The sequence below is a fragment of the Frigoribacterium sp. PhB160 genome (assembly GCF_003751785.1).
In the GTDB taxonomy this organism is placed as follows: Bacteria; Actinomycetota; Actinomycetes; order Actinomycetales; family Microbacteriaceae; genus Frigoribacterium.
In genome coordinates this window covers 865442-889076 of sequence record NZ_RKIE01000001.1, presented here as the reverse complement: position 1 = coordinate 889076, position 23635 = coordinate 865442, and the positions used below count along the sequence as shown (strand labels likewise).

General features: G+C 73.8%; 21 protein-coding genes and 1 tRNA gene. 5 read left to right on the top strand and 17 right to left on the bottom strand.

Annotated features, from left to right (window positions below; all coding sequences use genetic code 11):
- Window positions 1–107 precede the first annotated feature (107 nt).
- From EDF38_RS16035 to EDF38_RS04210, 5 genes are all read right to left on the bottom strand, one after another.
- The gene (locus tag EDF38_RS16035) at window positions 108–512 is read right to left on the bottom strand and encodes a hypothetical protein (protein ID WP_199734582.1); all 405 of its coding nucleotides are present in this window, start codon (window positions 510–512) and stop codon (window positions 108–110) included.
- Window positions 509–820, bottom strand: coding sequence for a TadE family type IV pilus minor pilin (locus EDF38_RS04225; RefSeq protein ID WP_148061444.1), 312 nt, complete (start codon window positions 818–820; stop codon window positions 509–511). The genes EDF38_RS16035 and EDF38_RS04225 overlap by 4 nt, the downstream gene beginning before the upstream one ends.
- Window positions 821–924: 104 nt before the next feature.
- On the bottom strand, window positions 925–1182 hold the full coding sequence (locus tag EDF38_RS04220) for a DUF4244 domain-containing protein (protein ID WP_123354114.1): 258 nt from the start codon (window positions 1180–1182) through the stop codon (window positions 925–927).
- Between the two features lie 137 nt (window positions 1183–1319).
- Entirely contained in the window at window positions 1320–2264 is a 945-nt protein-coding gene (locus tag EDF38_RS04215) for a type II secretion system F family protein (RefSeq protein WP_123354113.1), read from the bottom strand.
- Between the two features lie 76 nt (window positions 2265–2340).
- Window positions 2341–3447 carry a TadA family conjugal transfer-associated ATPase gene (locus EDF38_RS04210; protein WP_123354112.1) on the bottom strand — a complete coding sequence of 369 codons (1107 nt, stop codon included), beginning with the start codon at window positions 3445–3447 and terminating at the stop codon, window positions 2341–2343.
- A 385-nt stretch (window positions 3448–3832) separates the two neighbouring features.
- Between EDF38_RS04210 and acs the strand changes: the two genes are divergently transcribed.
- The gene (acs, locus tag EDF38_RS04205; RefSeq protein WP_123354111.1) at window positions 3833–5785 is read left to right on the top strand and encodes an acetate--CoA ligase; all 1953 of its coding nucleotides are present in this window, start codon (window positions 3833–3835) and stop codon (window positions 5783–5785) included.
- Between the two features lie 102 nt (window positions 5786–5887).
- On the opposite strand, the gene EDF38_RS04200 is transcribed toward acs, so the two are convergent.
- Entirely contained in the window at window positions 5888–6358 is a 471-nt protein-coding gene (locus EDF38_RS04200) for a RidA family protein (RefSeq protein ID WP_123354110.1), read from the bottom strand.
- Window positions 6358–6519 carry a hypothetical protein gene (locus tag EDF38_RS16030; protein WP_199734580.1) on the bottom strand — a complete coding sequence of 54 codons (162 nt, stop codon included), beginning with the start codon at window positions 6517–6519 and terminating at the stop codon, window positions 6358–6360. The genes EDF38_RS04200 and EDF38_RS16030 overlap by 1 nt, the downstream gene beginning before the upstream one ends.
- A 50-nt stretch (window positions 6520–6569) precedes the next feature.
- Between EDF38_RS16030 and EDF38_RS04195 the strand changes: the two genes are divergently transcribed.
- The 3 genes from EDF38_RS04195 to EDF38_RS04185 all read left to right on the top strand — a co-directional run bounded on the left by EDF38_RS04195 (window position 6570) and on the right by EDF38_RS04185 (window position 10281).
- Window positions 6570–9128, top strand: a complete 2559-nt coding sequence (locus tag EDF38_RS04195; protein WP_123354109.1) for a transglycosylase domain-containing protein — start codon at window positions 6570–6572, stop codon at window positions 9126–9128.
- A 38-nt stretch (window positions 9129–9166) separates the two neighbouring features.
- Entirely contained in the window at window positions 9167–10072 is a 906-nt protein-coding gene (locus tag EDF38_RS04190; RefSeq protein ID WP_123355015.1) for a metallophosphoesterase, read from the top strand.
- A 135-nt stretch (window positions 10073–10207) separates the two neighbouring features.
- Window positions 10208–10281: transfer RNA gene (locus EDF38_RS04185), tRNA-Pro, on the top strand.
- Window positions 10282–10520: 239 nt separating this feature from the next.
- Here the strand turns inward: EDF38_RS04185 and EDF38_RS04180 are convergent.
- The 8 genes from EDF38_RS04180 to EDF38_RS04145 form a co-directional block, all read right to left on the bottom strand.
- A complete protein-coding gene (locus EDF38_RS04180) occupies window positions 10521–11126 on the bottom strand; it encodes a thymidine kinase (protein ID WP_123354108.1) in 606 nt (201 codons plus the stop codon).
- Window positions 11126–11875: a response regulator gene (locus tag EDF38_RS04175; protein WP_123354107.1), complete on the bottom strand. Its 750-nt coding sequence runs from the start codon at window positions 11873–11875 to the stop codon at window positions 11126–11128. Before EDF38_RS04175 ends, EDF38_RS04180 begins: the two co-directional genes overlap by 1 nt.
- Window positions 11862–13004 (bottom strand): hypothetical protein, encoded by a 1143-nt coding sequence (locus tag EDF38_RS04170; protein WP_148061443.1) that lies wholly within the window; start codon window positions 13002–13004, stop codon window positions 11862–11864. Before EDF38_RS04170 ends, EDF38_RS04175 begins: the two co-directional genes overlap by 14 nt.
- Complete coding sequence (locus EDF38_RS04165) at window positions 13001–14287, bottom strand: sensor histidine kinase (RefSeq protein WP_123354105.1); 1287 nt, start codon at window positions 14285–14287, stop codon at window positions 13001–13003. Before EDF38_RS04165 ends, EDF38_RS04170 begins: the two co-directional genes overlap by 4 nt.
- Before the next feature lie 146 nt (window positions 14288–14433).
- Window positions 14434–15585: an Rv2578c family radical SAM protein gene (locus tag EDF38_RS04160; protein ID WP_123354104.1), complete on the bottom strand. Its 1152-nt coding sequence runs from the start codon at window positions 15583–15585 to the stop codon at window positions 14434–14436.
- Between the two features lie 57 nt (window positions 15586–15642).
- Complete coding sequence (locus EDF38_RS04155) at window positions 15643–17073, bottom strand: malate:quinone oxidoreductase (protein ID WP_233572339.1); 1431 nt, start codon at window positions 17071–17073, stop codon at window positions 15643–15645.
- A gap of 186 nt (window positions 17074–17259) precedes the next feature.
- Window positions 17260–18315 (bottom strand): aspartate-semialdehyde dehydrogenase, encoded by a 1056-nt coding sequence (locus EDF38_RS04150; protein ID WP_123354102.1) that lies wholly within the window; start codon window positions 18313–18315, stop codon window positions 17260–17262.
- A 38-nt stretch (window positions 18316–18353) separates the two neighbouring features.
- Window positions 18354–19619 (bottom strand): aspartate kinase, encoded by a 1266-nt coding sequence (locus EDF38_RS04145; RefSeq protein ID WP_123354101.1) that lies wholly within the window; start codon window positions 19617–19619, stop codon window positions 18354–18356.
- 170 nt (window positions 19620–19789) lie between these two features.
- Here EDF38_RS04145 and EDF38_RS04140 point away from each other — a divergent pair, with 170 nt between their 5' ends.
- Complete coding sequence (locus EDF38_RS04140; protein WP_123354100.1) at window positions 19790–20599, top strand: DUF1206 domain-containing protein; 810 nt, start codon at window positions 19790–19792, stop codon at window positions 20597–20599.
- Between the two features lie 19 nt (window positions 20600–20618).
- Here the strand turns inward: EDF38_RS04140 and recR are convergent, their stop codons facing one another.
- On the bottom strand, window positions 20619–21218 hold the full coding sequence (gene recR, locus EDF38_RS04135) for a recombination mediator RecR (protein ID WP_123354099.1): 600 nt from the start codon (window positions 21216–21218) through the stop codon (window positions 20619–20621).
- Between the two features lie 3 nt (window positions 21219–21221).
- Window positions 21222–23573 (bottom strand): DNA polymerase III subunit gamma and tau, encoded by a 2352-nt coding sequence (locus EDF38_RS04130; protein ID WP_123354098.1) that lies wholly within the window; start codon window positions 23571–23573, stop codon window positions 21222–21224.
- Window positions 23574–23635 lie beyond the last annotated feature (62 nt).

The following is a 23635-nucleotide window of genomic DNA, read 5'->3' as shown; positions in this document are numbered from 1 at the left end:
GAGCGAGGGACGACAGCGGGCCCTCCGGGCCGCGCCTCGGCCGGCGCGACGGCGGGAACGGGTGCGGCCGACAGGCACACCATACACACACCGCCGTCACGGCCCGTTCACGGCGGTGCGGGGCCCGACCGGTCGTCGGCGGGCGGCGGCCCGGCCGTCGCGGAGGCCGCGACGACCACGCCGGAGACCACCGTCGAGACCCGCACGGTGGCCTCGTGCCCGGCGACGACGCAGCTGTCGAGCACCGTGCCGTTGGCCGTCGCGGCGGCCGCCGCGCGGGGGCACGGCGACCCGGCGACGAGGCCGGCCGCGACGTCGGCGGCGGCGAGCGCCGAGGCGTCGGCCGCCCCGGCGACGCGGCCTCGCTCGGCGAGGACGCGACAGCCGGCGACCACGACGACGCAGAGCGCGACGAGCGCCACGACCACGAGGGCGGAGGCCGCGGCGCTGCCCCGCTCGGAGCGCCACGACGGCGCCGAGCGCCGCGACGGCGGCGACGCGCGGTCGCTCACCGGCCGAGCCCGGGAGCGCAGCTGCGGGACGAGAGCGCGACGACGCCCGCCAGCGGCCCGACGTCGACGGCCCGCTCGACCCGCACGCAGACGAGGTCGCCCTCCACGGAGGAGGTGGCCGAGGCACCGGGGGCCAGTCGGGCCAGGGTGCCGGGCACGGCGGCCTCGTCGCCCCGAGCGGTCTGTCGGGCGACGACGGCCGCGGCGTCGGCCAGCGCCACCGACTGCCGCGCGGCGCCCGTCGCGGCGACGACGAGGCCGACCACCGCGAGCAAGGCCGGCACCGTCACCGCGAACTCCGCGGTCACGCTGCCCCGGTCGTGCCGGAGGCGCGGGACGGGTCGGGCGCCGTGCGCCGGCCCCCCGAGGCCGTGCGGCCACCGCTCCGGCCCGGACCGACGCGCCGACATCGTCAGCCCACCGTGAGGGCCGAGCGGACGAGGTCGCCGAGCACGCCTCGTACCTCGTCCGACCTCATCACGGCGAGGAGGACCCCGGCGAAGCCGACCGCCGCCATGATGACGATCGCGTACTCGGCGGTGGCGGCCCCGCGGTCGGAGCGGAGGGCGTCGAGCGCGTGGCCGAGCCGCGAGCGGGACGGCAGGCCGACCGCGGCCGCGGTCTCGACGCGGCCCGTGCAGGTGGTGCGGATGGTGGTCGTCGTGGTCATGAGGTCCTCCTGGCTCGGGGTGGTGCGATGGGGGTGCGGCGCCGGCGGCGCCGGATCGACCGGCGGCCGACCCGGGGCGAGTCTCGCTCGCCGGTGGCCGGCGCCGGCGGTGCCGGCCATCGCGCTGGGGAGCGACCTCACAGGGTGCTCGCCGTGGAGGAGACGAGCGACACGACGAGGGGGACGACCCCGACGACGAGGAAGGCAGGCAGCACGCACGCGCCGAGCGGCAGCATGAGCGTCGATCCCAGCCGCCCGGCCGCGGCCCGGGCCTGCGTCGAGGCCTCGAGCCGGCGCTCGGCCGCGGCGGCACGGAGGAGCTCCGACGCGGGGGCACCGGCGCGGCGGGACAGATCGAGGACGTCGACCCCGTCGGCGTCGGCCTCCGCGGGCCCGAGGTCGCAGCCGCTCTCGTCGACGGCGGCCCGGACGGCGTCCATCGCCGCCGACCAGGCGCCGCCGCCCGAGACCGCCACCGACAGGAGCTCGAGGCGCAGGCCGGGCACGGCGTCGGACGGCGTCGCCGACCGGACGAGGCGCGCGGTCCATCGGCGCGCCGCCTCGACGAGCGCCCCGCCGAGGGCCAGGCACGTCCACCCCACCGGCGAGCCGACCAGGACGCCGACGGCGTCCGCGCCCATGCCCGCGGAGAAGAGGACCCCGACCGGGGGCAGCGCGAGAACGATGCGACCGGCCGACCGAGGCCCGCTCAGGGCCACCTCGACCTCCCGCCGTGCGCGGTCCGCCTCGCGGAGGGCCGCCACGAAGGACCGGAGGCAGTGGCCGAGCGGCGCACCGCTCCCCTCGGCGACCCGCCAGGCGCAGGCCACCTGACGCCACTCCGCCTCGAGCCGGGGGCCGTCGCGGGCGCGGGGGAACGGCGACCGCCCCAGGGCGGCGAGGAGCGCACCGGAGACCGCCTCCCCCCGGGCGGCGGCGTCCGCCACCCCGCCGAGGAACGACCGCAGCACGTCGCTCGGCTCTGCCTCGCCCACGTGGCGCCAGGCGGACGCTGGTGCCACGCCCGCGCCGAGCAGCACGGCGACGCGCTCGACGACCGTGGCGACGGGCGTGACCGACACGCGCCTCCCCCGGGGCCCCGACGGGCCGTCGGCCGGGGCGCGACGCGGACCGTACGCGGGGTCGCCGAGTCGTGCCTCACGCGGCACGAGCGGCCTCCGACGCCCCTGCCGACGCGTCGCGGGAGCGCAGCTCGCCGCCCGGGCCGAGGACGAGCCGACCCACCCGCTCGAGCCTCCGTCGGCCCTCACGACGCTCGACGTGGAGGACGGCGTCGAAGGCGCTCACGGCCTGCCGGGCCAGGGCGGCCGGCGAGAGCCCGGCGACCGCGCCGAGGGCCTCGAGCCGGGCCGGCACGTCGGCCAGGCCGTTCGCGTGGAGCGTCCCGGCCCCGCCGTCGTGGCCCGTGTTGAGGGCCGACAGCAGGTCGCGGACCTCGACCCCGCGGCACTCCCCCACGACGAGGCGGTCGGGTCGCATCCGGAGCGCCTCGCGGAGGAGACGGGCGGTGTCGACCCCGCCGACGCCCTCGAGGTTGGGCTGCCGCGCCTCGAGCGACACGACGTGCGGGTGGACGACGCGGAGCTCGGCGACGTCCTCGATGGTGACGATCCGGTCGGAGGGCGGCGCGGCGCCGAGCATGGCGGCGAGGAGGGTCGTCTTGCCCGCGCCGCCGGCCCCCGTGACCAGCACGTTCGCCCGGTCGGCCACGCAGGCCCGGACGGCCTCCTCGGCTCCCGGCCCGAAGAAGCCCTGGGCGGAGAGGTCGTCGAGCGTCACGGGGTCGAGCCGCGGGAACCGGACCGACAGGAGGGTGCCCGTCGTCGAGACCGGGGGCAGGACGGCGTGCACGCGGACGCCGTCGGCCAGCCGCACGTCGACGCACGGGCTCGACTCGTCGACGTGCCGCCCGCCGAGCGCGACGAGTCGGACGGCGAGCGCGCGGGTGGCCGCCTCGGAGAGGTGGACCCGCGGGTCGGGGCGGGCTCCGGTGCCACGGTCGACCCACGTGCCGGCCCCGCCGTTGACGAACACGTCGGTGACCGAGGGGTCGGCGACGAACGGGGCGAGCGGGCCGTCGCCGAGCAGCCGGGTCCGCAGGGCGAGGGCCTGCCCGCCGCCCCGGTCGGACGACGGAGCCCGCACGACGGGGACGAAGCGGCCCGGCGGCCACGCGTCGGCCGGCCGCAACGAGGCCGGGAACGGAGGCGGAGGCGGAGGATCGAGGGATCTGTCGGCGATCATGCCGAGACGTTAGGCACCGAGCGACCGGGGGCCGCCGGTGCCGAGCGCTAGTCGTGGACCGTGCCGTGCCGGAGGAGCCTGGGGAGGGACCGAGTGAGAGGGGCGGCACCCATCGGGGGGAACGGATGCCGCCGCGGCCACGCCGGATCGGGGGAGGATCGTCAGCGCGGCCACGTCGGACGAGGTCCGACGAGGATCACAGTACCCCCCGGGGCGCAGGACGGGACCGGCGGCTGGCCGGTGCGCGAAGGGCGGGGCCGACCCGCGCCTCCCCGTGTCGTCGGCGTCGGGCGCGGCCGGCGGCGGCGGGTCGCGACCCGGGGCCGGAGTAAGGTCGGCGCGACGGCGTGAGCCGGCTGTTCCGCAACGACGCGAGAGGACCGAGATGGTCGACGGCACCGATGACCTGCTGACGCGGGGGCGCACGTTCGCCCCCGACCCCGACTTCGCCGCCCGGGCCACGGCCGGCCCCGAGCTGGCGGAGGAGGCCGGCCGCGACCGCCTCGCGTTCTGGGCCCGCCAGGCCCACGAGCGCGTCAGCTGGGAGCGCCCGCCGACCGAGACCCTCGACTGGTCCGACCCGCCCTTCGCGCGGTGGTTCGCCGACGGCACGCTGAACGTCGCGGTCAACTGCCTCGACCGCCACGTCGACGCCGGCCACGGCGACCGCGTCGCGCTGCACTGGGAGGGCGAGCCGGGCGACAGCCGCTCGCTCACCTACGCCGAGCTGACGCGCGAGGTGAAGCGGGCGGCGAACCTGCTGACCTCGCTCGGCGTCGTCGCGGGCGACCGGGTCGTCATCTACCTGCCGCAGATCCCCGAGGCCGTCGTGGCGATGCTCGCCGTCGCTCGCCTCGGGGCCGTCCACTCGGTCGTCTTCGGCGGCTTCAGCGCGGAGAGCCTCCGGGCCCGCATCGACGACGCCCAGGCGGTGCTCGTCATCACGGCCGACGGCGGCTGGCGGAAGGGCGCCGTGTCGCCGCTCAAGCCCGCCGTCGACGCCGCGCTGGCCGCGGACGGGCCCGCGACCGTGCGGAACGTGCTCGTCGTGCGCCGCGGCGGCAACGAGGTCGACTGGACCGAGGGGCGCGACCTCTGGTGGCACGAGCAGCTCGAGGGCGTCGCCGACGAGCACGAGGCCGAGGCCTTCGACGCCGAGCACCCCCTCTTCATCCTCTACACGAGCGGCACGACCGGGAAGCCCAAGGGCATCCTGCACACCTCCGGCGGCTACCTGACCCAGGTCGCCTACACGCACGCCACGGTCTTCGACCTGAAGCCCGAGACCGACGTGTGGTGGTGCACGGCCGACGTCGGCTGGATCACCGGCCACAGCTACGTCGTCTACGGCCCCCTCGCCAACGGGGCCACGCAGGTGCTCTACGAGGGCACCCCCGACTTCCCGGCGGCCGGTCGCTGGTGGGACGTCGTCGAGAAGTACGGCGTGACGCTCTTCTACACGGCGCCGACCGCGATCCGCAGCGTCATGAAGGCCGGCCGCGAGATCCCGCAGGCGCGCGACCTGTCCTCCCTCCGGCTGCTCGGCTCGGTGGGCGAGCCGATCAACCCCGAGGCGTGGCTCTGGTACCGCGAGGTCATCGGCGCCGACCGCCTCCCGATCGTCGACACCTGGTGGCAGACCGAGACCGGCGCGATCATGGTCAGCCCCCTGCCGGGCGTCACGACGACCAAGCCGGGCGCGGCGCAGACCCCGCTGCCGGGCGTCTCGGTCGACGTGGTCGACGACGACGGCACGCCCGTGGCGCCGGGCGGCAGCGGCCTGCTCGTCGTGACCGAGCCGTGGCCCTCGATGCTGCGCGGCATCTGGGGCGACCGCGACCGCTACGTCGAGACGTACTGGAGCCGCTTCGGCGACCGCTACTTCGCCGGCGACGGCGCTCGTCGCGACGAGGACGGCGACATCTGGCTGCTCGGCCGGGTCGACGACGTCATGAACGTGTCCGGCCACCGGCTCTCGACCGCGGAGATCGAGTCGGCGCTCGTCTCGCACGCCGTCGTCGCCGAGTCGGCGGTCGTCGGCGCCGCGGACGAGGCGACCGGCCAGGCGGTCGTCGCGTTCGTCGTCCTCCGCGACAAGGCGAAGGTCGACCTCGACCCCGAGGAGGCGGCGGCCTCGCTCCGTCGACACGTCGCGGAGCAGATCGGCGCCATCGCCCGCCCGCGCACCGTGGTGCTCGTGGACGAGCTGCCGAAGACCCGCTCGGGCAAGATCATGCGCCGCCTGCTGCGCGACGTCGCCGAGGGACGCGAGATCGGCGACACGACGACGCTCGCCGACGCCGCCGTGATGGGGGTGATCAGCGCCGAGATGCGCTGACCCCGCCTCACGCGACGACGGGCCCGGCCACCTCGGTGGTCGGGCCCGTCGTGTCGACCTGCCCCTCCGCTCGGAGGGGACGAGGAGGCGCGGTGCGCGTCGTCAGCGCACCTCCAGCACCAGCTCCACCTCGACGGGCGAGTCGAGCGGCAACACGGCCACGCCGACGGCGCTGCGGGCATGGCGCCCGGCCTCGCCGAAGACGTCGCCGAGCAGCTCGGAGGCCCCGTTGATCACCCCGGGCTGGCCGGAGAAGCCCGGATCGGAGGCGACGAAGCCCGTCACCTTCACGACGCGGACGACCTCGTCGAGCGAGCCCAGGACCGAGCCGGCCGCGGCGAGGGCGTTGAGCACGCAGGTCGCGGCCATGGCCTTGGCGTCGTCGGGCGACACGAGGCCGGCGCTCGCGCCGACCTTGCCCGTCGCCGGCAGCACGCCGTCGACGAAGGGCAGCTGCCCCGCGGTGTAGACGTACGAGCCCGTGCGGACGGCCGGCACGTAGGCGCCGGCGGGGGCCGCCACCTCGGGCAGCTCGAGGTCGAGCTCGGCGAGGCGGGCGGCGACGTCGGTCATCAGGCGTCCTGCTGCTTCGCCCGCTTGAACCAGGCGACCGGGCCGCCCTCGGGCCCCTGCGTCACCTGGACGAGCTCCCACCCGTCGCTGCCCCAGTTGTTCAGGATGGCCGTGCTGTTGTGCACCATCAGCGGCGTGGTCATGTACTCCCAAAGGACCATTTGTGGTTCCCCTCAGCTCGGATGTCAGCGGTGTCACTTACCCTGATCTTATGTCTGCCCAAAAATCGAAGCCCACGTCCGTCGTCGGGGCGCTCTTCGGCTTCATCGGCTTCAGCGTCCTCGCTGGCCTGCTCGTCACCATCGGAGTGACCCCGGCGATCGCGGTCGCCGGCATGACGGCCTCGAGCTCGATCGGCGTCTTCGAGTCGATCCCCGAGTACATCGAGATCGGCAAGCTGCAGCAGCGCAACACGCTGTACGCGAAGCAGGGCGGACAAGACGTGCCCTTCGCCACCCTCTACAGCGAGAACCGCGTCGAGATGAAGTGGGAGCAGGTCTCCGACAACCTCAAGAACGCGGTCGTCGCCGGAGAAGACCGGCGCTTCTACGAGCACGGCGGCGTCGACGTGACGTCGCTCGTCCGCGCGGCCGTCGGCTCGGTCGGCGGCGGCGAGCTCGGCGCCAGCGGCGGCGGCTCGACCCTGACGATGCAGCTCGTGCGCAACATCCGCATCGCGCAGTCGCAGCAGCTCGACACGCAGGAGGAGCGCGACGCGGCCTACAAAGAGGCCACGACGACCACCCTCGACCGCAAGCTCGAGGAGATGAAGTTCGCCATCGGCCTCGAGAAGAAGTACACGAAGGACGAGATCCTCCTCGCGTACCTCAACATCGCCTACTTCGGCGACCAGACCTACGGCGTGCAGGCGGCGTCGCAGCACTACTTCAACAAGAACGCGTCCGACCTCACCGTCGAGGAGGCCGCGAGCCTCATCGCCATCGTGCAGTACCCCGACACCCGCAACCTCTCGACGCCCGAGAAGTACGAGGGCAACAAGGCCCGACGCGACGTCATCATCAAGGCGATGCTCGCCGAGGGCTTCATCGACCAGCCCCAGGCGGAGGCGTCCCTCGCCTCGGACATCGCCGGCTACGTGCACCTGACCGCGCCCACGCAGGGCTGCGCCGCGGTCACGGCGTCCGGCGCCCAGTACTTCTGCGACTACGTCAAGAAGAACATCAAGAACCTCGCCGTCCTCGGCGACAGCCCGGAGGAGCGCGAGAAGAACTGGGCCACGGGTGGCTACAGCGTCTTCACGACCCTCGACCTCGACCTGACGGGCAGCGCCAAGGAGAAGATCGACCGCTACGCGCCCGCCGGCGAGACCCGCCTGCAGCTCGGCTCGGTCGTCGACTCGGTCGAGGCCGGCACCGGCCGCGTCATCGTCATGGCGCAGAACACCACCTTCTCCGAGATCGCCGGCGAGGACCGCACCCAGACGTCGGTGAACTTCAGCACCGACCAGGAGTACGGCGGATCGGGCGGCTTCCAGCCCGGCTCGACGTACAAGCCCTTCACCCTGATCGACTGGCTCGAGCAGGGCAACGGCGTCAACCAGACCGTCAACGCCACGCCCCGCACGTTCCAGCTGACGGCCGACGGCGCCCCCACGGTCAAGTGGACGCCGAAGAACGACGCCAACGAGCGTCCCGGCTACATGTCCGTCGCCTCCGCCACGGCGAAGTCGATGAACACGGCCTACGCCGCCATGGCCACCCAGCTCGACCTCGCCGACATCAAGAACGTCGCCGAGAAGCTGGGCGTGCACCGCGCCGACGGCAAGCCCCTGCAGTACGAGAACCCGACGTCGATCATCGGGTCGAACGAGGTCGCTCCGCTGACCATGGCCGCGGCGTACGCGGGCATCGCCGCCGGCGGCAAGTACTGCGAGCCGATCGTCGTCGACAACATCAAGGACGGCAACGGCACCGACATCGGCGGCCAGGCGCAGACCTGCACGCAGGCCCTCGACCCTGACGTCGCCGCCGGCGCCGCCCGGGCCATGTCCGGCCTCTGGAACGGTGGCGGAACGGCCCCGAACGGCCTCCCCCGCGACGGCATCCCCGAGATCGGCAAGACCGGCACCACCGACGACAAGGACCAGATCTGGATCATCGGCGCGACGACCCGCCTCGCCACCGCGGTGTGGCAGGGCAACTACGACGGCGGCAAGAAGAGCCTCCGCACGGTCACGTCGCCCCTGCAGTCCACGTACGGCACCTACGCCAACGCCCGGAGCGCCTTCTTCCGCGAGGTGCAGACGGTCAACAACACCGTGTTCGGCGGAGGCGCCTTCGCCACGCCCTCCAACGCCGTGCTGCGCGGCTCGGGCGTCAGCGTGCCGAAGCTCGAGGGCAGCACGCCCAGCGCCGCCCAGAGCCTGCTCCGAGGCGTGTCGCTCAGCTACCGTGACGGCGGCACGCAGCCGTCCGCCCTGCCCGCAGGGCAGGTCTCGGGTTCCGACCCGGCCGCCGGCACGTTGGTCTCCAAGCGCTCGACCGTGACGGTCTACACGAGCGACGGGTCGCTCGCGACGACCGTCCCCGACGTGACCGGCCAGAACGTCAAGAACGCGACCAAGGCCATCAGCGACGCCGGGTTCACGGCGGCCCCGACGATCGCGGGGTTCACGGCCGGCGACGGCAAGAACGAGTGCCGGGTCGCCTCGACGAACCCCGGGGCGAACGCCTCCGCCTCGAAGGACACCGCGATCGGGGTGACGCTGTTCGGCACGAAGGACGGCACCGACCCGGGCGACTGCCAGTGAGTCCGATCGACGCTCGACGGCTGACGGCCGCGACCACCATGGTGGGCGCGGCCGTCGGCCTGGGGACCCTGGCCTGGGGCACGCTCGTCGAGCGCAACCGCTTCACGGTCCGTCACGAGGTGCTGCCCGTGCTCGACCCGGGGTCGCGGCCCCTGACCGTGCTGCACCTCTCCGACCTCCACCTCGCCCCGTGGCAGTCGGAGAAGCAGGAGTGGGTGCGCGGCCTGAGCGTCTACGAGCCCGACCTCGTCGTCAACACCGGCGACAGCATGGGGCACGCGGATGCCCACACCGCCCTCGAGTACGCGCTCGAGCCCTTCCGCGACGTGCCCGGCGTGTTCGTGCACGGGTCGAACGACTACTACGGGCCGGTCTTCAAGAGTCCCCTGAGGTACTTCGCCGGGCCGAGCACGCTCCACCGCTCGCCCGACCTCCTCGACATCGGCCGCCTCGAGTCGTTCTACGAGAGCCTCGGGTGGATCGACCTGAACAACACCGCACGCGCACTCGAGGTCAAGGGCAACCGGCTGGAGCTGTTCGGCGTCAACGACGCCCACCGCGGCTGGGACCGCCTGGACCGCCTCCCCGGCGCCCTCGACGACCTGCGCGAGAACGTGGGCTGGAACGACAGCACGGGCCCCGAGCCGCTCTCGATCGGCGTGACCCACGCGCCGTACCAGCGCGTCCTCAACTCGTTCGTGACGAACGGCGCCCACGTCATCTTCGGCGGCCACACCCACGGCGGCCAGGTCCGCGTGCCGGGCTACGGCGCACTCGTCACCAACTGCGACATCCCCCGCAGCAAGGTCAGCGGGCTCAGCACGTGGAGCCATGCTCGCCGCACCGCCCACCTCGAGATCTCCGCCGGGCTCGGCACGTCGATCTACGCCCCCGTGCGCTTCGACTGCCGACCGGAGGCCGTCGTCCTCACCCTGACGTCCTGACGCGTCGACGGCGGCCGCGCTCCCGGGGCCGCGCGGCCATGCCCCGACGAACGTCGAGCCGGTGGCACGAGCGGCCCCTCGCATCCGCTACTATTGACGAGTTGCTTCATCCGGCCGCGAGGCAGGACGAACCAACGGGGTGTGGCGCAGCTTGGTAGCGCGCCTCGTTCGGGACGAGGAGGTCGTGGGTTCGAATCCCGCTACCCCGACACGAAAAAATGGCCGGACCCTTGGGTTCGGCCATTTTTTCTTGTGTTTGTCTGGTGGGCCGGTCCCCGCCCGCCCCACGCCAAAATGGCCGGACCATTGGGTTCGGCCATTTTTTCTTGTGTTCGTCTGGTGGGGCGGTCCCCGCCCGCCCCACGCCGAAATGGCCGGACCCTCGGGTCCGGCCATTTCTTCTCGTGCTTTTCTGGTGGGGCGGTCCCCGCCCGCCCCACGGAGGCGGTCAGGCGAGGCGGCCGGCGGACTCGGCGAGGTAGCAGGCGCCGCAGAGCGACTCGTAGGTCACCTCGAGGCCGTCGATCGCCACCTGGTCGCCGTCGAACACGAACCGGTCGCCGACCTTGCGGGCGTTGAAGACCGCCTTGCGGCCGCACCGGCAGATGGTCTTGAGCTCCTCGAGCGAGTGCGCGACCTCGAGCAGCCGACGACTGCCCGGGAACGCGAGGGTGCGGAAGTCGGTCCGGATGCCGTAGGCGAGCACCGGCACGCCCTCGAGGATGGCGATCCGCAGCAGGTCGTCGACCTGGCTCGGCGCGAGGAACTGCACCTCGTCGACGAGGAGGCACGCCAGGTCGCTGCCGGTCGTCTCGAGCACCTCGCGGCGCCGCGCGCAGAACACGTCGAGCACGCTGTCGTCGGGCCCGAAGGTGACGTCGACCGCCCGGGTCACGCCGAGCCGCGAGACGATCGCGTCGTCGCCCTTCGTGTCGACGCGCGGCTTGGCGAGCAGCACCCGCTGCCCTCGCTCTTCGTAGTTGTACGCGGCCTGCAGCAGAGCCGTGCTCTTGCCGCTGTTCATCGCCCCGTAGCGGAAGTAGAGCTTCGCCACTACTGCAGGTAGCCGTCCTCGGCGGCCCGCCGGATGAGCTCGGACTTCTTGCTCGCGGGACGGTTCGCCTTCGCGTACTTCTCCCGCACGCGACGGAGGTACGTCTTCGCCGTCTCGTACTGCACGTTCATCTGCGCCGCCACCTCGTTCGTGCTCGACCCCGACACGTAGAGGCGGAAGGCCTCCGACTCGCCGGCACTGAGCTTCGGCCGGGTCTGATTCGTCGCGCCCACGGGCAGGGGACGCCAGTCGCGCTGCGGCGACGCGTCGCGGGCGACGCCCATGACCTGACGCGCCGCGTCCATGACCTCGCGCATCGGCAGCGACTTCGACAAGAACGCCGAGGCGCCCGCGTCGAGCGCCCGCTCGCGCGACTCCCGCGTGTCGAGGCTGGAGAGCACGACGACCTTCGCCCCGGCCGCCCGGCAGGTGCGGACGCGCGCCTCGATGGACACTGGCTCTCTCAGCTGGAAGTCGAGGAAGACCAGATCGGTCGGGAAGTTGTCGCTGTGCACCAGCTGCAGCCACGTGTGCGCCGTCAGCACGAGGTCGAAGTCGTAGGCGTTCACGTTGATCCAGCTGGACAGGCTGTCGAGCAGGACCTCGTGGTCGTCGAGGATGGCGAGGCGGACGCGACGCGTGGCGGACGTGTCGTCACCGGAGCCGGCAGTGCTCCGCGACGCGTCGACGGGTGCCCTGCCCTGGCCCGGTCGGAGGGACGAGCGACCGCTCGACTCAGTGCTGGTCATAAGAAAACCTTAGTGTCAGGAGGGGCGGGGACGGGTCGACCTGGAGGTCGCCGAACACGACGCGCAGCACGGCCAGCCACGGGGCCAGCGCATGCCGCACGGACGCCTCGCCGCCGGCCACCGGCACGCTGAGGACCCCGTCGACGCGACCGTCGCGCTCGCGGAGCACGACCTGCACGTCGTCGGCCCGGACCGTGTCGCTCGCGCCCAGGGCGACGAGGAGCGCACGGACGGCGGTCCGGTGCTCGCCGGTCATAGCCGGGGCGAGGCGGTCCGGGTCGACCACGACGCCCGAGACGGGTGCCCCGTCGCCGGCGAAGAGGTGCTCGAGCCAGCTGCGGTCGGCCTCGGCGACCATCGTCGACCGGAGCGAGTCGGCGATGCGACGGGCCCGCTCGACATCGGCCTCCTCGACGGTCCCCGACGCCACGAGCGAGGTGAAGAACGGGACGACGTCGCGGTTCAGCACGGTCACCCGGTCTTGCTGCACCGACCGGGCGACGCTCTCGGTCAGCTCCTCGGCGCTCGCGCTGCGGGCCACCGACGCTCGGGCGTCCCACTCCTCGACGAGCCTCGTGAAGGTGCGCGAGAAGGCCGCGCCCGCGAAGGCGAGGGCCAGGACCGGCGTCACGGCCACGACGACGAACGAGGTCACGGGCACCGGCGTCACGAATGACGGCGACTGCACCACGACGACCACCGCGACCACCAGCGCGACGCCGAGCCCGGCGAGGGCGATCTCGACGCCGGGCCGGTAGGGGGCCAGCGCGAGCAGCAGCACGCCGACCGCGACGGGCGGCCAGTCGTCGCGGACGAACGCGTCGCGCCCCGCCGTCCCGACCGCGGAGAGCACGACGGCGCCGGCCGAGAGCACGCTGAGCGCGACGAGCGACCGGCGGCGGAACGGCGCCCGGTAGGGGCTGGCCGAGAGCACCAGCACGACGCCGGCGGCGACGAGGGCCACGATCGCACCGGCCGTCGCGCCGGGCGACGCGATCTCCATGCGCGTGGTCGTCGTCATCACGCCGGCGAAGACGAGGGCGGCGAGGGCCGCGAGGACCGTCACCGGGCGAGCGCTGAGGGCGCCCAACGGGTCGACCTGCTGCGGCGTCCGTTCACGGCCGCTCACGCGGCGCCTCCGGTCTCGAGCGCGCGGTCGCGGTCGTCCGCCCCGGCGGACGAGGGCGCGCCCGCGGGCGACGAGGCCGTCGCCGCGGCGTCCGCCGTGACGACGGGGACCCGGATGATGACCGACGTCCCGCTGCCGGGCGACGACCAGACCTGCGCGGAGCCGCCCACGCGGGCCATGCGGGCCTGCACCGAGCCCGCGATGCCGAGCCGGTCGGCCGGCACGGCGGCCGGGTCGAAGCCCGCGCCGTCGTCGATGACCATGACCGAGAGCTCGCCGCCGTCGCCGTAGACGACCACCTCGGCCCGCTCGACCCCGCTGTGCCGCTCGACGTTCACCAGGCACTGGGCGACCGCGAGGCCGAGGGCCCGGCCGGCGCCCGGCGCCAGGCGGGCGACCGCGCCCACGTCGCCCGTGACGCCCACGGCGAGGCCGCGGTCGCGCCCCTGCTCGACGGCGCGGGCGAGGTCGCTGGCCTCCCAGGCGTCCGCCGACGCGCTCGGGGAGTCGCCGGGCTCGGGCTCCCCCAGCCACTCCTGGCCGACGACGGTCTCGAGGTCGGCGGCGACCGAGCGGGCGAGCACGGGGTCGAGCGGGCCGGGACGACTCGTGGCAACCGCGGCGAGGTGGCTCAGCACGGTGTCGTGGAGGATCGCGGCGGCCTGCTGCTCCATGTCGTGGCGGATGCCCTGCACCTGCTGGTCGAAGGCGGCCCGGTGGAGGCTCGGCTGGGCACGCCGGGCCCGGTCCGTCGCGAGCACGGCGGAGCCCATGGTCACGACGACGAGCGCGAACGCGAGCAGCGTCGTCACGTCGAGGCGCGGGGCGGAGCCGGTCTGCCAGGTCGCGAACTGGGTGACGACCTCGCCGAGGACGAAGCCGACGGACGCCCAGGCGAGGCCCTGACGAGGACGGACGCTGCTGCCGCCCACCATGACGAGGGCGATCTTGGGCAGGGCCAGCGAGAAGGCGTCCGAGGCCTGCACGGCGGGCACCTGGGCGAAGAGCGTCACGGCGTACCAGTACAGACAGGCCGTGCCGAGCACGAGGTAGACGGCCGAGCTCGTGGCGCCGGGCCGCCGGTCGACCACGAGGAGCAGGACGAGGAGGGGCACGAGGGCGACCAGGGCCGGCCACAGGACGAGCGCGGGCGACGCGGCCTGGGCGCTGACCAGCAGCAGCGCGGCACCGACGAGCACGACCGTCGCGATGACGTGGCAGGCGCGGGCGAGCGCCGTGCCCGTGCTCTGAGGAGCCAGGTGCGCCGGGAGGCCGAGCAGCATTCTGGGTCCTCCCTCCGACGCACTGGCAGCATGATCATGCCAGAACACGGACCCCCTCTGTACCCCGACATCTGGGGCCACCCGCACGGCCGCCCACGCCCCGTGGGCGACCCTCGGCAGGCGCGCCGGACGATGTGCCCCGACGGTCAGAAGAGGCGGGGGTGGGACGCGCGGGCACCGGCCGGGCGCTCGGCCGCGATGAGCGACGGACCGGCGGGCCCCGTCACGGCGGTGCCGCCGCCCGCGGCGAGCACGGCGGAGGGGCCCAGGCCGAGCACGTCACGGGCCGCCGCCACGTCGTCGAGCGCCCGCGAGTGCATCGACCCGGTGGCCGGGTCGGCACGGCCCGTCTCGAGGCCGTACTCGGCGAGCAGGGGCCGCACCCGGGCGGCGAGCCACTTGCGGTAGCCCGTCGGCGCGTAGGCGCCCTGGCCGTAGAGGCCCCGGTAGCTCGCCTCGAGCTCGGGGTGCTCGCGCTCGAGCCAGGCCAGGAACCACTCCTTCACGCCGGGCTTGAGGTGGAGGGCGCTGTACAGCAGCCGCGTCGCCCCGGAGGCGCGCACGGCCTCGAACGCCCGGCGGAGGTGCTCGGTGCTGTCGGTGAGGTGCGGCAGCACCGGCATCATGAAGACCGTGCAGTCGAGACCGGCCTCGGTGACCGCCTGCACCGTCGCGAGCCGCGCCGCCGTCGTCGGCGTGCCGGGCTCGAGCGACTGCTGCAGCTCGTCGTCGTGGACGGCGATCGACAGGGCGATGTCGACCGGGACGTGCTGGGCCGCCTCGACCAGCAACGGGAGGTCGCGCCGCAGCAGGGTGCCCTTCGTGAGGATGCTGAACGGCGTGCCCGACTCGGCCAGGGCCGAGATGATGCCGGGCATCAGCCGGTAGCGGCCCTCCGCACGCTGGTAGGGGTCGGTGTTCGTGCCGAGCGTCACCGGGTCGCGGTGCCACGACGGGCGGGCCAGCTCACGCGCGAGCACCTCGGCGACGTTGACCTTGACGACGATCTGGCGGTCGAAGTCGTCGCCGCCGTCGAGGTCGAGGTACTCGTGCGTGGGCCGTGCGAAGCAGTAGACGCAGGCGTGGCTGCAGCCGCGGTAGGGGTTGATGGTCCAGCCGAAGGGCAGCACCGAGTCGCCCCCGGGCACGCGGTTGAGCGCGCTCTTGGCGAGGATCTCGTGGAAGGTCACGCCCGCGAACTCGGGCGTCTGCACCGACGCCACCAGGTTCGAGAGGCGCGCGAGCCCGGGCAGCGCCGAGTCGTCGACCGTGGCCGTCGCCTGTCCGCTCCATCTCATGCCCGTAGTCGAACACATGTTCGAACGGGCGTCAAGCCGACCCCGGCCGGCGGCGGCTCAGGCGTGGATGCGCAGCGCCTCCGCCGTCGCCCCGAGCGTCGACGCCGCGCGCTCCTCGTCGCTCGCCAGCTGCTGCCCGTAGGTGGGGACCATGCGCCGCAGGGTCGGGGTCCACGCCGGGATGCGGTCGGGGAAGCAGCGCTCGAGCACGTCGAGCATGATCGGCACGGCCGTCGACGCGCCGGGCGACGCACCGAGCAGGCCCGCGATGGTGCCGTCGGCGGCGGCCACGACCTCGGTGCCGAACTGCAGCACGCCGCCCCTCTTCGGGTCTTTCTTGATGACCTGCACGCGCTGGCCCGCGGTGATGCGGTACCAGTCGGCCGGGTCGGCGTCGGGCATGAACTCGCGCAGCGCCTCGAACTTCGTCTCCTTGCTCGCCATCAGCTGCCCGACGAGGTACTTCACGAGGCCGAGGTTCGACAGCCCGGCCCGGATCATCGGGTACAGGTTGTGCGGGCGGATCGACGCGAACAGGTCGAGCACCGACCCGTTCTTGAGGAACTTCGGGCTGAAGCCCGCGTAGGGGCCGAACATCAGGCTGGCCTCGCCGTCGACGACGCGCGTGTCGAGGTGCGGCACCGACATGGGCGGAGAGCCGACGGCGGCCTTGCCGTAGACCTTCGCCCGGTGCTTGGCGACGACCGCGGGGTCGTCGGTGCGGAGGAACTCGCCGCTGACGGGGAACCCGCCGAATCCCCTGATCTCGTCGATGCCCGACTTCTGCAGCAGGTGCAGCGCTCCCCCGCCGGCGCCGACGAAGACGAAGCGCGCGTCGACCGACGTGGGCGTCCCGCCCACCTGACGACGCATGCCGACCCGCCACGTGCCGTCGGCGAGCTTCGTCAGCTTGGTGACGCGGTGGTCGAGCTCGAGGCGGGCGCCGCTCGACTCGAGGTCGCGGATCAGGAGGCGCGTGAGGCTGCCGAAGTCGACGTCCGTCCCCGAGGCGATGCGCGTCGCCGCGATCGGCTGCGACTTCGAGCGGCCGGGGATGAGCACGGGCGCCCAGGAGCGGATCTCGGCGGCGTCGGTGCTGAACTCCAGCCCGGCGAAGAGCGGGTGCACGCGCAGCGCCTCGTAGCGCTTGCGGAGGTACTCGACGTTCTGCTCGCCCCAGACGAAGCTCATGTGGGGCGTGGAGTTGATGAAGGCCTCGGGCTCCGGCAGGGCGCCCTCGGCGATGAGGAACGACCAGAACTGCCGGGACACCTGGAACTGCTCGTTGACCTTGACGGCGCTGGCCGTGTCGATGGTGCCGTCGGCCCGCTCGGGCGTGTAGTTCAGCTCGCACAGGGCGGAGTGGCCGGTGCCCGCGTTGTTCCACGGGTTGCTCGACTCGAGCGCGACGTCGCCGAGGGCCTCGTAGATCTGGATGGTCCAGGTGGGCTCGAGCTGCTTGATCATCGCGCCCAGGGTGGCGCTCATGACGCCGGCACCGATCAGGGCGACGTCGACGGGCTTCGTTGCATCGGTCACCCGCCCAGTGTAGGCCGCGGCGGGTCGGCGGGTCGGGACCGGCTCGACGTCGAGCGACCCGGCGCGGCGACCACCGGGCGACCCCGCCGGGGACGCGGGTGGCGCGGGCGGGCCGACCCGCGCCTCCCGCGGTCGTCAGGCGGTGACGCCCCGACGGGCGGCGACGATCTCGGCGATCTGGACGGCGTTCAGCGCGGCGCCCTTGCGGAGGTTGTCGTTGCTGATGAAGAGGGCGATGCCGCGGTTGCCGGGCACTCCTTCGTCTTGCCGGACGCGGCCGACGAACGACGGGTCCTTGCCGGCCGCCTCGAGGGGGGTCGGCACGTCGGTGAGGACGACGCCCGGGGCGTCGGCGAGCAGCTCGCGGGCACGGGCGGCCGTCAGCTCGGTCGCGAACTCGGCGTTGATCGACAGCGAGTGGCCGGTGAGCACGGGCACCCGCACGCAGGTGCCGCTGACCAGCAGGTCGGGCCGCTCGAGGATCTTGCGGCTCTCGTTGCGGAGCTTCTTCTCCTCGTCGGTCTCGTCGAGGCCGTCGTCGACGATCGAGCCGGCGAGCGGGATGACGTCGAAGGCGATGGGACGGACGTAGACGGCGGGCTCCGGCATCTGCACCGCGCCTCCGTCGTGGACGAGGCCCGCCGCGTCGCCGGCCAGCGCGGCGCGCGCCTGGCCGAGCAGCTCGTCGGCACCCGCGAGCCCGCTGCCGCTGACGGCCTGGTACGTGCTGACGATCAGGCGCTGGAGGGTCGCCTCGGCGTCGAGCACCTTGAGCACCGGCATCGCGGCCATCGTCGTGCAGTTGGGGTTGGCGACGATGCCCTTGACGGCCTGGTCGATCGCCTGCGGGTTGACCTCGCTGACGACGAGCGGCACCTCGGGGTCCATGCGCCAGGCGCTCGAGTTGTCGATGACGAGCGCGCCCGCGGCGGCGAAGCGCGGGGCCTGGGCGCGGCTGCCGGTCGCGCCGGCCGAGAACAGGGCGATGTCGAGGCCGGCCGGGTCGGCCGTCTCGACGTCCTCGACGACGACGTCGACGCCGCGGAAGGGCAGCGTCGTGCCCGCCGAGCGCGCCGTGGCGAAGAAGCGGATCTCGGCGATCGGGAAGTCGCGCTCGTCGAGCAGCTTCCGCATGACCTTGCCGACCTGGCCGGTGGCGCCGACCACGCCGACGCGCAGACCTTCAGACATGTCGTTCTCCTGTGCTGGTGGGGTTCGGGGCGGGCGGGTCAGCGACCCGTGCCGGCGTAGACGACGGCCTCGACGTCGCCGTCGAGCTCGAACGCCGTGTGCACGACGCGGAGCGCCTCGGCGAGCGTGTCGGCCCGGGTGACGACGGAGATGCGGATCTCGCTGGTCGAGATCATCTCGATGTTGATGCCCGCCTCGAAGAGGGCGGTGAACAGCCGCGCCGAGACGCCGGCGTTCGTGCGCATGCCGGCGCCGACGAGCGCGAGCTTGCCGATCTGGTCGTCGTACTGGAGCGACTCGAACCCGATCTCGGCCCGGTCGGACTCGAGGGCCTGAAGGACGGTCGCGCCCTCGGACTTCGGCAGCGTGAACGAGATGTCGGTGCGGCTCGTCGACGCCGCGGAGACGTTCTGCACGATCATGTCGATGTTCGCGCCGGTCTTCGCGACCGTGCGGAAGATCTGCGCGGCCTTGCCGGGCACGTCGGGCACGCCGACGACGGTGACCTTGCCCTCGCTGAGGTCTCCGGCCACGCCGCTGATGATGGGTTCTTCCACGTTCTCTCCCTCTTCCGGGTTGACGACCAACGTGCCCGTGCCGTTGTGGAACGACGAGCGGACGTGCAGGGTGACGCCGTGGCGTCGGGCGTACTCGACGGCACGGATGTAGAGCACCTTCGAGCCGGCGGCGGCGAGCTCGAGCATCTCCTCGCTGGTGATGCGGTCGAGCTTGCGGGCCTTGGGCACCACGCGCGGGTCGGCGGTGAAGACCCCGTCGACGTCGGTGTAGATCTCGCAGACGTCGGCGCCGAGGGCCGCGGCGAGCGCCACCGCCGTCGTGTCGGAGCCGCCGCGGCCGAGGGTGGTGATGTCGCCCGTGCTGCGGTTGAAGCCCTGGAAGCCCGCGACGATGGCGACCGAGCCGGCGTCGAGCGCGTCGCGGATGCGGCCGGGGGTGACGTCGACGATGCGGGCCTTGCCGTGCTGGCCGTCGGTGAGCATGCCCGCCTGGCTGCCGGTGTACGACCGCGCCTCGACGCCCTGGCTGCGGATCGCCATGGCCAGCAGCGCCATGCTGATGCGCTCCCCCGCGGTGAGGAGCATGTCGAGCTCGCGGCCGCCGGGCAGCGGGGTGACCTCGTGCGCGAGGTCGAGCAGCTCGTCGGTCGTGTCGCCCATGGCGCTCACGGCCACGACGACGTCGTTGCCGGCCTTGCGCGTCTCGACGATCCGCTTCGCGACGCGCTTGATGCTCTCGGCGTCGGCGACGGACGACCCGCCGAATTTCTGCACGATCAAGCTCACGACGACTCCAGGGGCTGTTGACTCGGGGCGCTCGGGGACGACGCGCACCTGCGATGGCCGATCCTACCGAGTGCCGCCGCCGTGTTTCGCCCTCACGCCCGGGCGTGGGACGACGGGGCGTCGGTCGCCCCTCGTGGTCGTCGGTCGCGTCCCGCCCGTACGGTGGAGCGATGCCCGACACCACCGAACAGGCCCGCGGCGCCGCCAGCCGCGTCCAGGACAGCCGAGCCCTCACCGTCGCCGCGCGCACGGGCTTCGCCATGAACGGGCTCCTCCACGTCGTGATCGGCGTGATCGCCCTCGGGGTCGCCACCGGCGGCGGGGGCGAGGCCGACCAGGGCGGGGCCCTCGGGCAGTTCGCGTCGCGGCCGGGCGGGGTCTTCCTGCTCTGGCTCATCGTCGTCGGGCTCGGGGCGCTGGGCCTGTTCCAGCTGCTCGAGGCCGGCCTCGTGCGGGGCACCGACAAGGAGGCGTGGGGCGAGCGCGCGAAGCAGGGCGGCAAGGGCGTCGCCTACCTCGCGGTCGCGTCGACGGCCCTGACGTTCGCCCGGGGCTCCTCCTCCGACAGCTCCGACCAGACGCAGACGCTGAGCGCCCGGCTGCTCGGGGCACCGGGCGGCGTGGTGCTGCTCGTCGTGGTCGCCCTCGCGGTCGTGGCGGTCGGCGTGTACTTCGTCGTCAAGGGCGTGACGCAGCGCTTCCGCGAGGACCTCGTGCTGCCGAGCGGCACGGGAGGCCGGGGCACGGTCGCGCTCGGCGTCGTCGGCTACGTCGCGAAGGGCGTCGCGGTCGCCGTCGTCGGCGTGCTCTTCGGGATCGCCGCGGTCACCGCCGACCCGAGCGAGGCGACCGGGCTCGACGGGGCGCTGAAGGCCCTGGCCGAGCTGCCCTCCGGGGCCGTCGTGCTGGGTGCCGTCGCCGTCGGCCTCATGGCGTACGGCCTCTACTGCTTCGTGCGGGCCCGGCGCGCGCGCCTCTGAGCCCGTCGGGACGCCCCGGCTACTCGGAGACCAGGCGCCGGCCCTCGAAGGCGCGGCCGAGGGTGACCTCGTCGGCGTACTCGAGGTCGCCGCCGACGGGCAGGCCCGAGGCCAGGCGCGTCACGCGCAGCCCGAAGGGCGCGAGCATGCGCGACAGGTAGGTCGCGGTCGCCTCGCCCTCGAGGTTCGGGTCGGTCGCGATGATGACCTCCTGCACGGTGTCGTCGGCGAGGCGCTGGACGAGCTGGCGGATGCGCAGGTCGTCGGGCCCGACGCCGTCGATCGGGCTGATCGCCCCGCCGAGCACGTGGTACAGCCCGCGGAACTCGCGGGTGCGCTCGATCGCCTGGACGTCCTTGGCCTCCTCGACGACGCAGATGGTCGCCGGCGACCGCCGCGGGTCGCGGCAGATCGAGCAGGTCGCCTCCTCGGTGACGTTGCCGCACACCTCGCAGAACCGCACCTTCGTCTTGACGTCCATGAGCAGCTCCGACAGCCGCGTGGTGTCGAACGTCTCGGTCTGCAGGATGTGGAACGCGATGCGCTGGGCCGACTTCGGCCCGATGCCCGGGAGGCGGCCGAACTCGTCGATCAGCTCCTGGACGATTCCCTCGTACACGGGCTACTCGCTTCTCTGAGGCGTGACGCTGGGCGCGATCGTCTCTTCTTCGATGAACTGGGCGCCGAGGATCTCGCGCACCACGGCCTCGCCGTAGCGCGAGCCGGCGGGGATGCCCCGTCGGGGGTCGCCCGCCGCCTGGCGACGCTCGGGGGCGGAGGGACCGGCCGGAGGCGCGGTGCGCGCGGGCGCCCCGCCGCCCGTCGCCGGGGCGGTCGGCGCCGACCGCGGGGCCGACGCGCCGGGAGTGACGACCTCGGCGGGCGGCGGCGCCGCGTCGACCGTCGGCACGCCCCCCGGGGGCTCCTCGGTGATGTGCTCGGGCTCGTCGGGCTCGGGCGGGCCGCTCTGCGGGATCGTCGCGACGTCCCAGCCGGTGACGGGGCCGGAGGGCGGGGTCGCGGCGACGGGTCGCGGGGCGGCCGCCGGGGCCGGCTCGGCGCGCGACGGCGCCGGCGTCTCGCGAGCGGGGGCCGGTGCCTGGCGGACCGGCGACGAGACCTGCTCGGGACGGGACGGAGCCGTCGCCTCGCGGGCGGGCTCCGGTGCGGCTGCCGGGGCGGTGGTCGTCGCGGGGGCGGCGGCCGACGCCGGCGCGGCGGCGGGCGCCGGCACCTCGGTCGACGCCGGCGCCCCGGGGGCGGTCGGGTGGGCGTCGGCGGGCCCCTCGACGCGGGCGATGTACTTGACCTTGACGCCGAGCACCTGCTGGATCGCGCGGCGGAGGTGCTCGCTCACGCCCTCGCCGGCGCCCTGCGGCTTCTTGAAGCTCTCGACGTCGACGGCGCTCGGGAACGTGAGCGTGAGCACGTCGTCGGCGAACGCCTGCACGGTCGCCGTGACGACGACCATCCACGCCGTGCGCTTCGACTTCTCGACGACCTCGACGATCTCGGGCCACGCGTCGCGCAGCTGCTGCAGGCTGACCGGGCCGACGGGCGTCGCGGGTCGCTCCGACGCCGGCGGCACGGCGTCGTGCACGACCGGGGTCTGTGCCCAGGCGGCGGAGTGCGGCGCCGAGGGCGGGGCCGGCTCGGTCGTGCCGGACGACGAGCGCGGGGCCGTGACCGGGGCGGGCGGCGTCGCCGCGGCGAGCTCCGACCGCGGCACCGCCGACGAGGCGGCGACGGCCGGGGCGACCACGGCGGGCGCCGCGGTGGCAGGTGCGGCGCCGGCTGCCCCGGCCGTGCCGTCGACGCCGACGCGGCGCTCGAGCCGCTCGACCCGGGCGAGGGCGCCCCGGGTGCTCTCGTCGGCCTCGGGCACGAGCACGCGGGCGATCATGAGCTCGAGGTGGAGGCGAGGCGAGGTCGCGCCCGTCATGTCGGTGAGGGCTCGGTTGACGACGTCGGCCGAGCGCGACAGCTCGGCGGCACCGAAGGCGTGCGACTGGGCCGTGAGGCGCGTCAGCTCGTCGGCCGTGACGCCGCGTAGCACGGCGGCCGCGCCCTCGACGGTCGCCCCGACGACGATGAGGTCGCGGAGGCGCTCGAGGAGGTCTTCGACGAAGCGGCGCGGGTCTTGCCCGGTCTGGACGACGCGGTCGACCGCCGCGAAAGCGGCCGCCCCGTCGCGGGCGCCGAGCGCCTCGACGACCTCGTCGAGGAGGGAGGCGTGCGTGTAGCCGAGCAGGGCGACGGCGCGCTCGTACTCGATGCCGCCGGCGTCGCTGCCGGCCATGAGCTGGTCGAGCAGCGAGAGGGTGTCGCGCACCGAGCCGCCGCCGGCGCGGACAACGAGGGGCAGGACGCCCGGGGCTGCCTCGACGCCCTCGGAGGCGCTGAGCTCGTGGACGTACTCGAGCATCTGCGCGGGCGGCACGAGGCGGAACGGGTAGTGGTGCGTGCGGGACCGGATCGTGCCGATCACCTTGTCGGGCTCGGTCGTCGCGAAGATGAACTTGACGTGCTCGGGCGGCTCTTCGACGACCTTGAGCAGCGCGTTGAAGCCCTGCGGCGTGACCATGTGGGCCTCGTCGAGGATGAAGATCTTGAAGCGGTCGCGGGCGGGCGCGAAGATCGCCCGGTCGCGGATGTCGCGCGCGTCGTCGACGCCGTTGTGGCTCGCGGCGTCGATCTCGATGACGTCGAGCGAGCCGCCGCCGTCGCGGGCCAGCTCGACGCACGAGGGGCAGACGCCGCACGGCGTGTCGGTGGGGCCCTGGGCGCAGTTGAGGCAGCGCGCGAGGATGCGCGCCGAGGTCGTCTTGCCGCAGCCGCGCGGCCCGCTGAACAGGTACGCGTGGTTGACGCGGTCGGTGCGGAGCGCCGTTCGCAGCGGATCCGTCACCTGGTTCTGGCCGATGAGCTCGGCGAAGTTCTCTGGCCGGTAACGGCGATACAGGGCGGTGACCACGGTACGAGAGTAGTCGTGACCACCGACAGCGCGCCTCCGGGTCCCGGACGCGAGGACGACCC

Bases quoted from the DNA above. Each gene is read 5' to 3' on its own strand.
- EDF38_RS04210 (WP_123354112.1), bottom strand. From the start codon at position 3,447: ATGATCGCCGACAGATCCCTCGATCCTCCGCCTCCGCCTCCGTTCCCG.
- EDF38_RS04190 (WP_123355015.1), top strand. From the start codon at position 9,167: ATGGTGGGCGCGGCCGTCGGCCTGGGGACCCTGGCCTGGGGCACGCTC.
- EDF38_RS04200 (WP_123354110.1), bottom strand. From the start codon at position 6,358: ATGACCGACGTCGCCGCCCGCCTCGCCGAGCTCGACCTCGAGCTGCCC.
- EDF38_RS04195 (WP_123354109.1), top strand. From the start codon at position 6,570: ATGTCTGCCCAAAAATCGAAGCCCACGTCCGTCGTCGGGGCGCTCTTC.
- EDF38_RS04165 (WP_123354105.1), bottom strand. From the start codon at position 14,287: ATGCTGCTCGGCCTCCCGGCGCACCTGGCTCCTCAGAGCACGGGCACG.
- acs (WP_123354111.1), top strand. From the start codon at position 3,833: ATGGTCGACGGCACCGATGACCTGCTGACGCGGGGGCGCACGTTCGCC.
- EDF38_RS04160 (WP_123354104.1), bottom strand. From the start codon at position 15,585: ATGAGATGGAGCGGACAGGCGACGGCCACGGTCGACGACTCGGCGCTG.
- EDF38_RS04175 (WP_123354107.1), bottom strand. From the start codon at position 11,875: ATGACCAGCACTGAGTCGAGCGGTCGCTCGTCCCTCCGACCGGGCCAG.
- EDF38_RS04220 (WP_123354114.1), bottom strand. From the start codon at position 1,182: ATGACCACGACGACCACCATCCGCACCACCTGCACGGGCCGCGTCGAG.
- EDF38_RS04140 (WP_123354100.1), top strand. From the start codon at position 19,790: ATGCCCGACACCACCGAACAGGCCCGCGGCGCCGCCAGCCGCGTCCAG.
- EDF38_RS04150 (WP_123354102.1), bottom strand. From the start codon at position 18,315: ATGTCTGAAGGTCTGCGCGTCGGCGTGGTCGGCGCCACCGGCCAGGTC.
- EDF38_RS16030 (WP_199734580.1), bottom strand. From the start codon at position 6,519: ATGGTCCTTTGGGAGTACATGACCACGCCGCTGATGGTGCACAACAGC.
- EDF38_RS04155 (WP_233572339.1), bottom strand. From the start codon at position 17,073: ATGAGCGCCACCCTGGGCGCGATGATCAAGCAGCTCGAGCCCACCTGG.